The following is a 12,120-nucleotide window of genomic DNA, read 5'->3' on the forward strand; positions in this document are numbered from 1 at the left end:
TCAGGGAGCGACCAGCACCTGCCGGCACGCCGGCGGCAGGTCGGCCATCACCAGCGGCGGCTTCGGCTTCACCGGCTCGGTCGGCGGCTTGGGGTGGAGCACCGCGTCGGAGAACCAGTAGTCGAGCTCCTTGCCGCAGCCGTCGCCCGCCGGAGCCTCCGCCTGCGGCGTGCAGGTCGGGCTGCTCGGCGGGCAGTAGAGCCGGACGTGGAAATGGTAGTCGTGGCCATACATCGGCCGCACCTTCTCCAGCCAGGAGCGGTCGCCGCCGGCGTCGCGGCACAGCGCCTTCTTGATGGCGGCGTTGACGAAGATGCGCTGCACCTGCGGGTCCTGCGCCGCGGCGCGGATCACCGCCATGTGGCCCGGCGTCCAGGCGGAGCTGACGTCGAGCCTGTCGCCGCGCACCATCATCTTGGCCGACATGGTCTCGCGCTCCTGAAGGCTGAGCTCGCGCTTGGGCATCGGCGTCAGCCAGATGTCGGCGTCGAGGCCGATCTGGTGCGAGGCGTGGCCGGTGATCATCGGCCCGCCGCGCGGCTGCGAGATGTCGCCGACCAGGATACCCGGCCAGCCGGCCACGCGCGGCACCTTGGCGGAAAGCCTCTCCAGGAAGGCCACCATCTCCGGATTGCCCCAGTTGCGGTTGCGCGACAGGCGCATCACCTGCCAGGTCGGGCCGTTGACCGGCAGGGCCGTGGCGCCCGCCAGGCAGCCCTTGGCGTAGAAGCCGATGGAGCGGACGGCCAGATCCGCCGGCTCGGTCTTGCGGCCGAACAGCTGCTTGGCCGGCGTCGCCGCCGTGACGTTGGCCAGCGGCGGCAGCTTGAAGCCGGGAGGAGTGATGTCCTGCGCCAGCGCGGCGGGCGCGGCCAGGAGGGCACAGAAGGCGAGCACGGCACGGCGCATCGGGATGTCCATGGGTCTACCGGGTCTGGCCTGGAGGATAGGTCGGGCCCGTTCACAAAGGCTTAACCATGCCGGTATGGCGTGGCCCGGTATTCCACAGAAAAGACGCAGGTCTTGATCTTGGTTAAGACTCTGCGCCGCTACCGCGTAACCAAATTGACTCCATTCGGCAAAATAAAGGCGAAGTTCTGACCGGGCGCCGCGATTCGATCTTGTCGCAACCGTGCGTTCCGGCCAGCATGGCGGACAAGGCCGTGTGCCATGGCGCACGGCGGCCGAGGGGCCGCTTCCGGTAGAGCGTGGCGCATCGGGCCATGCGGAAGGCGGCCGGGGATCGCGGGAGGCTTTGATGCGTTGCGTGGCTGTGCGTTGGGTCGGCGTGTTCGCCGTGTTGCTGCTGTCTTTCCTGGTGCAGGCCGCGCCCGCCTCGGCCGGTGTCGTCGCCAAGGTCGACATCGCCACCCAGCGCATGACGGTCATCGTCGACGGCTCGGTGCAGGCGGTCTGGGCAGTGTCGACGGCCAAGCGCGGCTACGTGACGCCGCGCGGCGTCTACCGCCCGAAATCCCTGGCGCGCATGCACTATTCCCGCAAGTACAACAACTCGCCGATGCCCTATTCGGTGTTCTTCCGCGGCGGCTACGCCGTGCACGGCACCAATTATGTCCGCCAGCTCGGCCGCCCGGCTTCCCATGGCTGCATCCGTCTCGCGCCGCAGAACGCCGCGACCCTCTATCATCTGATCCAGTCGCACGGCGCCGGAGGCGCGCGTATCGTCGTCAGCTGACATTGCCGTGCACGATTGCGCGAACAGCCATGCGTCGCCTTGACGCCTCGCGACCCCCTTCCTAGCTTTCGGGCAACACGAGCTTCAGCGGCCGCGATTCCACGGCCCCTCGTCGGGAGTTTTGGTCATGGGTGAGCATACCATCAAGGTCACGGATGCGTCTTTCGAGCAGGACGTGCTGAAGTCGTCCGAGCCCGTCGTCGTCGATTTCTGGGCCGAGTGGTGCGGGCCCTGCCGGATGATCGCGCCGGCGCTGGATGAGATCGCCAGCGAGATGGCGGGCAAGATCAAGATCGCCAAGGTGAACATCGACGAAAACCCCGGCATTGCCAGCCAGTTCGGCATCCGCTCGATCCCCACCATGATGGTGTTCAAGGACGGCAGGCTCGCGGCCCAGAAGGTCGGCGCCGCGCCCAAAGGCGAGTTGTCGCGCTGGATCCAGGCCTCGGCCGCCTGAGGCGCGGTCGCGGCGTCAAGCGATCGACGGGGCGGCTCGGGCCGCCCCTTCCGCGTCGTCTGTGCCTGGCATCTTGTCGACACGACCCGAACGGCTGTGTGGTGCCGAACGGGTGATAAGGTCGCAGACGGTCCCCGAAAGAGCGCGAAAACCTTCCCCGCCTGCGGTGGAGAAGGCTCGTCTGCGGCCCTTCCTGTCGCGGCCCGGCCGCCGCTTCCACGTGACGAGCAAAGGCGGGGGCTGGCGGGACAGCCTGCGTCAGGCCGTCTTGTCGACGCCCGAGGCTGCCTCCGTCTGGCCGCCGGCCGGGGCCGGCTTCGGGCCGCCGCGGGCGACGCCCACCATGGCGGGACGCAGCACCCGGTCGCCGATGACGTAGCCGACCTGCATCACCTGCGCCACCGTGCCGGCCGGCACCGACGGATCGGGGATCTCGAACACCGCCTGGTGGAAGTGCGGGTCGAACTTCTCCCCCTTCGGGTCGATCTTGCGGACGCCGTGCTTTTCCAGCGCGCGCAGCATGTCGCGCTCGGTCAGCTCCACGCCTTCCAGCAGGGCCTTGGTCACGGCATCGTCGCCCGCCCGGGCTTCGGCGGGGATCGCGGCGATGGCGCGGCCCATATTGTCGGCGACGCCCAGCATGTCGCCGGCGAATTTGGCGACGGCGTAGGTGCGGGCTTCCGCGACTTCGCGCTCGGTGCGCCGGCGCAGGTTCTCCATCTCGGCCAGGGAGCGCAGCAGCCGCTCCTTGAGCTCGGTCCGCTCGGCCTCGAGCTTGGCGACCAGATCGGCGACCGCCTCGGCGTGGCCGGCATCGGCCGCCGTCTCGGCCGCGGCCTCGGCGAACGCTGCCGTCTCGGCGGCCAGAGCCCGGTCTTCAAACGCGTCGGAAGTCTGCTTTGTCTGTTTCGTCATAATCCGTCCGTCGAGGTCATCCTTTGCAGCCGCATATCAGCCCGACCGACGCCAAAATCAAGGGCGGACGTGCCGCTCGACGATCGCGACGGCAGCCTCGAAGGCGCTGTCGATGTCGAGCGCGGTGGTGTCGAGCACCTGCGCGTCCGGCGCCGGCTTGAGCGGAGCGTCGGCCCGGCCGGCGTCTCGGGCATCGCGCCGGCGGATCTCGGCCAGCACATCCTCGAACCGCGCTGGGGCGCCGCGGCGCTCCAGCTCCTCATGGCGGCGCCGGGCCCGGATCTCCGGGCTGGCGGTGACGAAAATCTTGGTCTCGGCGCCGGGAGCGATCACCGTGCCGATATCGCGCCCGTCCAGCACCGCGCCGCCGCGCTGATGGGCGAAACGCCGCTGCAGGTCGAGCAAGGCCTTGCGCACCTTCGGATAGGCGGCGACGACCGAGGCGGCCTCGCCCATCTCGCGGCCGCGCAGCCGCTCCTCGTCCAGATATTCGACGGCGAGGTCCTCGGCGATCGCCGCGGCGGCTTCCGCATCCTCGAAGCTGACGCCTTCGTCGAGCATGCGTCGGCCGACCGCCCGGTAGAGCAGGCCGGTGTCGAGGTGCGGCAGGCCGAAATGCGCGGCGAGGCGCCTGGCGAGGGTCCCCTTTCCGGAGGCGGCCGGTCCGTCGATGGCGATGATCATGCCGGCTCCCGGGCCATGCGGGGCCAGTTTGAGCCAGGCGGCATGCCACCGGCCGGGGCGGCGGCGCTGCATCCTTCGAACGTGGCGTGCAAGATTGCGTTCATCCTCAAGATCGTACCCCTCGGCACGGTTCGGCATGGTGCTCCCCGCCGCGATTCCGAGGGCAGCTTGTGCGATAAGACCGTGGTGCGGATCACGCGCCGCCGGACCCGGCCGCGGAGCATGGCTCCGCCCGCAAGAATACCGCGATCCCGGCTGCCATCAAAGGCTTCCGACGTGGTGAGGCGTCCGATCCGGGCAGCTTGAGGCCTGGCGGACGCAGCCTCGCCGCCGGGTTTAGCCGAGCGAGGCGCCGAGCCCGGCCATCATCGGCGAGAAGCTTGGGAAGCTGGTGGCGATGAAGCCGGTGTCGTCCACCGTCACCGGCGCGTCCGACGCCAGGCCCATGACCAGGAAGGCCATGGCGATACGGTGGTCCATATGGGTCGCGACCACGCCGCCGCCGGCGACGCGGCCGCGGCCCTCGACGATCAGGTCGTCGCCCTCGACCGCATGATCGACGCCGTTGGCCCGCAGCCCGTCGGCGACGGCCGCGAGGCGATCGCTTTCCTTGACCCGGAGCTCCTTCAGCCCGTTCATCCGCGTCGTGCCGCGGGCGAAGGCGGCCGCGACCGCGAGGACGGGATATTCATCGATCATCGAGGGCGCACGCGCCGCCGGCACGTCGACGCCGGCCAGGGCCGAATGACGCACCCTCAGATCCGCCACGTCCTCGCCGCCCTCGACGCGGCGGTCGATCTCGGCGATGTCGGCGCCCATCTCCTGCAGGGTGGCGATCAGCCCCGTGCGCGAGGGGTTCATCATCACCGCCTCCAGCACGATGTCCGAGCCGGGCGTGATCAGCGCCGCCACCAGCGGGAAGGCGGCCGAGGAGGGATCGGCCGGCACCACGACCGGATTGGGCCGCAGTTCCGGCCGCCCCTCCAGCTCGATCCTGGCGCCGTGCGCGCCATGCGGCGTCACGCGCACCGCCGCGCCGAAATGGGTCAGCATGCGCTCGGTATGGTCGCGCGTCGCCTCGGTCTCGATCACCGTGGTGCGGCCGGGCGCGTTGAGGCCGGCCAGCAGCACCGCGGACTTCACCTGCGCCGAGGGAACCGGCGTCTCGTAGGTGATCGGCAGCGGATCGGCGGCCCCCTTCAGCGTCAGCGGCAGCCGGCCGCCGTCCTGGCTGGCGACGATCTCGGCACCCATGGCCAGCAGCGGCGTCAGCACCCGCATCATCGGCCGCTTGCGCAGGGAGGCGTCGCCGTCGAAGGTGGCGGTGACGCCATGGCCGGCGACGACGCCCATCATCAGGCGCGAGCCGGTGCCGGCATTGCCGAAGTCGAGCGTGGAGGCCGGGCTGGTCAGGCCGCCGACGCCGACGCCGCGCACCCGCCAGGCGCCGTCGCCGACGCGGGTGACGGTCGCGCCGAGCTTGCGGCAGGCTTCCGCCGTGGCCAGCACGTCCGCCCCCTCGAGCAACCCGGAAATCGCGGTCTCCCCGACCGTCAGCAGGCCGAAGATCAGCGAACGGTGCGAGATCGACTTGTCGCCGGGCACCCGCACGCTGCCCTTGAGGGCTTGCGAGCGGCGGGCGGTGAGCGGAATGGGGGTATCGGCGGCGGACACGCGGCGGGACTCCGGAAGCAGGAGCGGGCGCTTACCACGGATGCGGCCTGCGACAAAGCCTCTATCGGGCGCCGGCCGCGGTCCATGGCGCGCCGGCGCCCGCTTGCGACATTCATGCGCGACATGCCGATTGCCATTGACATCGGGCGGACTTATCTGTAGCGCGCTGCCTCTTCATATTCGACGAAGGTTTTTGCCGTGGCCAGACCAGAACTTGGCACGAAGCGTGTCTGTCCGACGACAGGGCGCAAGTTCTACGACCTGAACAAGTCGCCGATCATCTCGCCCTATACCGGCCAGGTGGTGGCGGTTGCATTGCCGATGATCCGCGGCGTCCGGCCGGAGACGGCCTCCGCCCGCCCGGTCGACAAGGCCGAGGACGATGTCGAGGCCGACCAGACCGGCGATGTCGAGCTGATCAGCCTGGAAGATGTCGACGAGGAGGGCGGCGGCGCCGCCAAGGCGACGTCGACCGACGACGACATCGAGATCGAGGACGATCATTCGGGCGACGACGACACCTTCCTGGAGACCGACGAGGACGAGAACGACGACGTCATCGATCTGATCGGCGACGGCATCGAGGAAGAGGAAGAACGCTGACGGCCGCGATGCGCGGTTTCGGGGCCTGTTTCGGACATGGGAAGACAGGCCCCGAAAAAAAACTTCGCATCGAAGCTTGCGTCCCGCCGCGATCTATGACAGATGAGCGGCCCGTCGGGCGGCAACGCCGGGCGAACCGAAAGGCGGTGATCCAGCCCGCCTTTCACCAAAGTGGGGTCATAGCTCAGCTGGGAGAGCGCTTGAATGGCATTCAAGAGGTCGGCGGTTCGATCCCGCCTGGCTCCACCAAATTCTCCTGCGGGCCGTCTCGCCGTTCGGGTTTGCAGGCTCTCAGGCGCTTCCGCGCCGCGACGGTTGTCTCCCCGATGAGTGTGCCCGACAGGCCGGCTTTCCCCGGAGCGCCGCGCTCCGTCCTCGCCTGAGTCACACGCCCTACATTCCCGCCGCGGCCAGAAGCGGCAGGACGGTGATGGCGACCACCAGGGCGATCAGCAGAAGAGTCACGGGGTTGGTCATCGGGCGGCCTCCACAGGCCGGAGACACGGAGCATGTGACCGAGGGCCACTGTCCGCCAGCATACCGAACGGCCCTCCATCGGCATCATCCGTTTGGACTATGCCGCGGGCGCGCCACCCAGGTCCGCGTTCCCTCGTGCGGCGATCGGTTCGCTTGCTCCGGTCGCGCCCGCGCCCTTACACTCGCGACCGGCGATCGGACGCCGTGACGGCCTCGGCGGCGCGGCGGTCGCGGCAGCGAATCGGAGGTTGCGATGCACAGCCGGACCGTCGGGCCCTGGACGCATGAGCATGTCTTCCTCGGCGATGGACATGATCGTCGCGAGCGCAAGACCTGGGCCGTTGTCGCCCTGACGGCGGCCATGATGGTGGCCGAGATCGTCGGCGGCGCCATCTTCAACTCCATGGCCCTGATGGCGGACGGCTGGCACATGTCCACCCATGCCGCGGCCCTGGCGATCGCGGCGCTCGCCTATCGATTCGCCCGCCGCCATGCCCATGACCGGCGATTCTCCTTCGGCGCCGGCAAGTTCGGCGAGCTCGCCGGCTTCGCCAGCGCCGTCATGCTGGCGATGATCGCGCTGCTGATCGGCTATGAGAGCCTGATGCGCCTCGTCCATCCCGTCGACATCGCTTTTTCGCAGGCGATTCCGATCGCGGTTCTCGGCCTGGCTGTGAACCTGGCCTCGGTCCGGCTCCTGCATGACGGGGATGGCGGGCACGGCCATCGTCATGAACACGGCCATCACCACGCGCCGGGCGGCCATCACGATCACCATCATCACGGCCATCGCCATCACGACACCAATTTCCGCGCCGCCTATCTGCATGTGCTGGCGGACGCGCTGACCTCGGTGCTCGCCATCGCCGCGCTGCTGGCCGGGCTCGCCTTCGGCATGACATGGCTCGACCCGGCGATGGGCCTCGTCGGCATGGTCGTCATCCTGTCCTGGTCGGTGAGCCTGGTGCGTTCCGCCGGCGCCGTGCTGCTGGACGCCGTGCCCGACGAGGCGATGACCGATGCCATTCGTCGTCGGCTGGAGGTGGACGGCGACCGGGTCGGCGACCTGCATGTCTGGCGTCTCGGCCCCGGCCACACCGGCCTGATCGCCTCGATCGTCTCCGACCATCCGTGCGGGCCCGATGCCTACAAGCGCCGGCTCGACGGCATCGACGGGCTGTCCCATGTGACCGTCGAGGTGCATCGCTGCCCGGATCACGGCGTGGCTGCCGCGGCCTGATCCGCCGTGTTTCCAGGGGAACCGCCGCGGTGGCGGCGGGATCTTTTCTGTTGCTGCAACGCAACGGCCATGGGAGGTTCCGGGCCTTCGAAACGCCCGTGACGGCGCGCAGCCGCCTATTCCGGAGACCGAGATGCGAACGGCGACCAAGAGAGCCCTGATCCTGTCCCTGATGCTGGCCGCCTCGCCGGCTGCCGCCCAGTCCGTTTCCGACCAGGGAGCGCGGGATCTCGCGGCCTCCTTTGCCGCCTATATCGGCCAGCCGGCGATCGACAGCCGCATCGTCACGGTCGAGGCGGGAGCGAAGGCCTATACCGTCACCATCGACCTGCCGAAGATCGTCGCCGGCGCCAACCCCGACAAGGCCGAGATCACGGTGGAGCCGCTGAGCTTCGAGGCCGTGCCCAAGAGCGACGGGACCTGGACGATCACCGCCGACAGCATGCCGTCCCTCAAGGTGGTGCAGCAGAACGGCGGGAGCGAGGAGACCTTCGAGTTCGCCGCCAGGAATTATTCCTTCGAAGGCGTGTTCGACCCCAAGCTGGCCGCCTTCGTCAGCGGCGAGGCCAAGGTCGACAAGGTCACCTTGTCCTCGCATGGGCCCGAAGGTGACATCGAGGCCGAGCAGGGCGCGACCACAGTGACGCTGGAGGCCGCAGCCGCCGGCGACGGGGCCGTCACCAGCAAGATCAGGCAGGTTTCGGCGAGCCTGATCGAGACCATCACCATCAAGGCCGACGAGAGCGAGGGAACCAAGGTCGAGATCAAGGCCGGAGAGACCAGTCTGGACATTGATCTCGACAGCGCCCGCCAGAAGAACTTCCTGGAGATCGTGGCCTTCTTTGCCGCCAACCCCAGCCAGGACAAGATGGTCGCCGCCCAAGCCGATCTGAGGTCGCGCCTCGTCGCCGCCCTGCCGCTTTGGAAGGGTGTCAGCGGCAACTTCCTGGCCAAGGACGTGGCGATCGATACGCTCATGGGCACGTTCAAGGTGGCGACTGTCACCCAGAACATCGGCATGTCCGGTCTGGCCAAGGACGGCTATTACGATGTTGGTTGGAAATTCACCGGCTTGGAGGTGCCGGCGGCGCTGGTGCCCACCTGGGCAAAGGCAGTGCTGCCCTCCGAGATGGACTTCGCCGCACGCCTGTCAGGCCCGGACCTGGAGGCGGCGTCTCGGCTGGCTGTAGAGCATCTCGACCTCAGCGATAAGGGGCCTTGGCCTGCAGACCTCTTGGCCCGGTTATTTGCCGATGTCCGCAACGGACCATTGAAGCTCACCATCAAGCCCGGTGGCGCGAGCTCGCCGTCCCTGACCCTGGCGGTCGCGGGCGAGGCCACCATCCTGCCCGAGCCGATCCAGGCCGCGGCGACCGTGACGGCTGACGGCATCGACAAGGCCATGGCTGACATGCAGGCCTCGAACGATCAGGATCCCGAGAAGCAGCAGGCGCTGATGATGCTGGGCATGGCCAAGGCCCTGGCCAAGCCGGGAGACGGCGGCAAGTCCGTCTGGAAGATCGAGATGCTCAAGGACGGCTCGGTGAACGTCAACGGCCAGCAGCTGCAGCCTCCGTCCGAGCCGACCCAGCAGTAAGCCTCCGCAGCGGCGGTTCGCGCGGTGCCGCGGGCCTGTGCGGCTCCGTGCCGGCCCGGCTCAGCCCCACAGCGCCCGCGCGAAGGCCGCCAGCCTGGCCGGGTCGAGGCCGGCCGGGCCGCGCAGCGTCGGACCGGCGTCGACGCCCCAGGGACGGACCGCGGCGACGGCGGCGGCGACGTTGCCGGCCGTGAGCCCGCCCGACAGCAGCACCGGCACCGGCACCGCCTCGGCGATCCGCCGGCTGACCGCCCAGTCCGGGTCGCGCCCGCCATCGGGCTCGCCCGCATCCAGCAGCAGCGCATCGGCGAGGCCGATATAGTCGCGGGCGAGGCCGATGCTGTCGGGGCCCTCGACCGGCACGACCTGGATGAAGCGGCGGCCGCGCAGGATACGGCGCATGCCGGCATATTCGGCGGGGTCGATCAGACGCATGACCTGCACCGTGCCCGCGCCGGAGAGGTCGGCCTGCGCCGCGACGGCGCCGGCGCTCCAGGCGCTGCTCAGCAGCACGCTCGCGGCCGGCGGCGGGACGCTGCGGATGATTCGCGCCGTTTCGCTGTCGGCGGACAGCGCCTGATCCGGCGCCGGGACGTCGCCGACGCCGATCGCGTCCGCCCCCGCGTCGAGGGCGAGGCGCGCCTCGTCGGTCGAGGCGATGCGGCAGATCTTGAGGCGGATGCGGGTCATCCCGTCCCTCGCGGCGAGATCCGGTGTGGTGGCGCCCACACGTTCCAGGCAGCGTCCCGTGGCGCTCGCCACGATTGATTTGGCATGGTCCATGCAAAATCAATGCTGCACAGACCGACAGATGCAGGCAGGGTCGGGAGAACCTGCCTGGCCGAAACGGGCGCCGGCCCGGGCCCGCTCAGTCGACGGTCTCGCCGGGATAGGCGCCCCAGAGCCTGTTCTGCTCGATCCAGCCGTCGAAGCCATCGCCCTTGATCCGGCACCAACTGCCCTCGCAGCTCTTGATGCTGGCGAGCACGCCCGGCTGGAGGCGCGCCACCGGGCGGGCGGCGACATCGGCATAGCCGCGCAGCACCAGCGACGGCTCCTTCGACCAGGGCGCGATCAGGACGGTGCGCCGGCCGGAGAGGAAGTTCTGCAGCACCCAGCCTTCGGCTCCCTCCGAATCGCGGATGCGGCGCCAGTTCTCGAACTCGGCCACGACCTCGACCGGCAGTCCGGCCCGCTGGAAGATGAAGGACACGCTCTGGTCGCGCGTCGGCCCCTGGCGGACATTGACCTTGTCGGGCTTCAGGCTGACGAAGCGCGGCATGGGCAGGCCGGAAACCGGCCCGAGCGCCACCTTCGGCCCGGCCTGCGGGGTCAGCGAGCCGGTCACCTCGGTCGGCGGCGGAGCGGACTTGCCGGTCAGCAACTGCCCGATCACGTCGATCCCGCGTGCGGGGCTGGACACCGGGGCCTCCGGCTGCGAAGCGGCGGCGGCCAGCATCGAGGCAGACGGCTCGCCCGGCGCCGCGTGCTTGGAGCGGAAGTCGATCGAGAGGGCCGCAACCAAGGCGGCCGCCCCGAGGACGCCGCCGAATCCAAGGCGAGCCAGAAGGCTCAAACGCGGTACGCTACGCGACATGTCACTTTCCCAAAACCAGCGTCGCCCGCATCCTGTGAGCGCTGCTCCACGCCGGCCTTTGGCAGTTCCGTGGCCTCTGCTAGACAGAGTCATGGGGCGGCGCGAAGCGATGTGACGTCCAATTTCCGCCGACGGAGTGAAGATGGTCTTAAGGTCCGCGAGGGTGAGGACATGACTCTCAAGAAAAAGCCGCTCGTGGTGGTGACGCGCCGCCTGCCCGACACGGTCGAGACGCGCATGCGCGAGCTCTTCGACGCCAGGCTCAACCTGGGCGACGAGAAGATGTCGCGCGAGGCCCTGGTCGAGGCCGTGCGCACCGCCGACGTTCTGGTTCCCACCGTCACCGACCGCATCGACAAGGACCTGATCGAGGCCGCGGGTGAAAATCTCAAGCTGATCGCCAATTTCGGCAACGGCGTCGACAATATCGACGTGGAGGCGGCGACGGCGCGCAAGATCGTCGTCACCAACACGCCCGGCGTCCTGACCGAGGACACGGCCGACATGACCATGGGCCTGATCCTGGCCGTCGCCCGCCGCGTCACCGAGGGCGCGCGCGTCATTCCCGAAGGCAACAATGCCTGGCCGGGCTGGTCGCCCACCTGGATGCTCGGCCGCCGCATCTGGGGCAAGCGCCTCGGCATCATCGGCATGGGCCGCATCGGCCAGGCTGTGGCCCGCCGCGCCAAGGCCTTCGGCCTGCAGGTGCACTACCACAATCGCCGCCATGTCGCGCCGGCGATCGAGGCCGAGCTGGAGGCGACCTACTGGGATTCGCTCGACCAGATGCTGGCTCGGATGGACATCATCTCGGTCAACTGCCCGCACACGCCCGCCACCTACCACCTGCTCTCGGCCCGCCGGCTGAAGCTGATCCGAAAGGACGCGGTGATCGTCAACACCGCGCGCGGCGAGGTGATCGACGAGACGACGCTGGCCAAGATGCTCGATGCCGGCGAGATCGCCGGCGCCGGCCTCGACGTGTTCGAGCACGAGCCGGCGGTCAATCCGCGCCTGGTGAAGCTGGCCAAGAGCGGCCGGGTGGTGCTGCTGCCGCACATGGGCTCGGCCACCATCGAGGGGCGCAACGACATGGGCGAGAAGGTCATCGTCAACATCCGCGCCTTCATGGACGGCCATCGGCCGCCGGACAGGGTGCTGCCAAACATGCTGTGAGGCG

12 protein-coding genes and 1 tRNA gene are annotated in these 12,120 nt (G+C 69.2%); 7 read left to right on the forward strand and 6 right to left on the reverse strand.

The window, feature by feature from the left end; translation table 11 throughout:
- Positions 1 to 909: a penicillin-insensitive murein endopeptidase gene (gene mepA, locus AC27L4_RS17250; RefSeq protein WP_487143460.1), complete on the reverse strand. Its 909-nt coding sequence runs from the start codon at positions 907 to 909 to the stop codon at positions 1 to 3.
- Between the two features lie 349 nt (positions 910 to 1,258).
- Here mepA and AC27L4_RS17255 point away from each other — a divergent pair, with 349 nt between their 5' ends.
- Both AC27L4_RS17255 and trxA read left to right on the forward strand, forming a co-directional pair.
- Positions 1,259 to 1,696, forward strand: a complete 438-nt coding sequence (locus AC27L4_RS17255) for a L,D-transpeptidase (protein ID WP_487143461.1) — start codon at positions 1,259 to 1,261, stop codon at positions 1,694 to 1,696.
- A 127-nt stretch (positions 1,697 to 1,823) separates the two neighbouring features.
- Positions 1,824 to 2,153, forward strand: a complete 330-nt coding sequence (trxA, locus tag AC27L4_RS17260) for a thioredoxin TrxA (protein WP_487143462.1) — start codon at positions 1,824 to 1,826, stop codon at positions 2,151 to 2,153.
- Positions 2,154 to 2,411: 258 nt separating this feature from the next.
- Here trxA and grpE read toward each other — a convergent pair whose 3' ends face one another.
- The 3 genes from grpE to aroA form a co-directional block, all read right to left on the reverse strand.
- A complete protein-coding gene (gene grpE, locus AC27L4_RS17265) occupies positions 2,412 to 3,068 on the reverse strand; it encodes a nucleotide exchange factor GrpE (protein ID WP_487143463.1) in 657 nt (218 codons plus the stop codon).
- Positions 3,069 to 3,125: 57 nt separating this feature from the next.
- Positions 3,126 to 3,752, reverse strand: coding sequence for a (d)CMP kinase (gene cmk, locus AC27L4_RS17270; protein WP_487143464.1), 627 nt, complete (start codon positions 3,750 to 3,752; stop codon positions 3,126 to 3,128).
- 336 nt (positions 3,753 to 4,088) lie between these two features.
- Positions 4,089 to 5,426 (reverse strand): 3-phosphoshikimate 1-carboxyvinyltransferase, encoded by a 1,338-nt coding sequence (gene aroA / locus AC27L4_RS17275; protein ID WP_487143465.1) that lies wholly within the window; start codon positions 5,424 to 5,426, stop codon positions 4,089 to 4,091.
- Positions 5,427 to 5,624: 198 nt separating this feature from the next.
- Between aroA and AC27L4_RS17280 the strand changes: the two genes are divergently transcribed.
- The 4 genes from AC27L4_RS17280 (at position 5,625) to AC27L4_RS17295 (ending at position 9,343) form a co-directional block, all read left to right on the forward strand.
- Positions 5,625 to 6,029, forward strand: coding sequence for a TIGR02300 family protein (locus AC27L4_RS17280; protein WP_487143466.1), 405 nt, complete (start codon positions 5,625 to 5,627; stop codon positions 6,027 to 6,029).
- A gap of 173 nt (positions 6,030 to 6,202) precedes the next feature.
- Positions 6,203 to 6,278 (forward strand) — tRNA-Ala (locus AC27L4_RS17285).
- Positions 6,279 to 6,759: 481 nt separating this feature from the next.
- Positions 6,760 to 7,746, forward strand: coding sequence for a CDF family Co(II)/Ni(II) efflux transporter DmeF (dmeF, locus tag AC27L4_RS17290; RefSeq protein WP_487143467.1), 987 nt, complete (start codon positions 6,760 to 6,762; stop codon positions 7,744 to 7,746).
- Positions 7,747 to 7,879: 133 nt separating this feature from the next.
- Positions 7,880 to 9,343, forward strand: coding sequence for a hypothetical protein (locus AC27L4_RS17295; RefSeq protein ID WP_487143468.1), 1,464 nt, complete (start codon positions 7,880 to 7,882; stop codon positions 9,341 to 9,343).
- Positions 9,344 to 9,403: 60 nt separating this feature from the next.
- Here the strand turns inward: AC27L4_RS17295 and AC27L4_RS17300 are convergent, their stop codons facing one another.
- Positions 9,404 to 10,033, reverse strand: a complete 630-nt coding sequence (locus AC27L4_RS17300) for a phosphoribosylanthranilate isomerase (RefSeq protein WP_487143469.1) — start codon at positions 10,031 to 10,033, stop codon at positions 9,404 to 9,406.
- Positions 10,034 to 10,211: 178 nt separating this feature from the next.
- On the reverse strand, positions 10,212 to 10,868 hold the full coding sequence (locus tag AC27L4_RS17305) for an SH3 domain-containing protein (RefSeq protein WP_487143470.1): 657 nt from the start codon (positions 10,866 to 10,868) through the stop codon (positions 10,212 to 10,214).
- Between the two features lie 243 nt (positions 10,869 to 11,111).
- On the opposite strand from AC27L4_RS17305, the gene AC27L4_RS17310 reads away from it, so the two are divergent.
- The gene (locus AC27L4_RS17310) at positions 11,112 to 12,116 is read left to right on the forward strand and encodes a 2-hydroxyacid dehydrogenase (RefSeq protein ID WP_487143471.1); all 1,005 of its coding nucleotides are present in this window, start codon (positions 11,112 to 11,114) and stop codon (positions 12,114 to 12,116) included.
- Positions 12,117 to 12,120 lie beyond the last annotated feature (4 nt).

Source organism: Labrys sp. Lb11 (assembly GCF_057554225.1).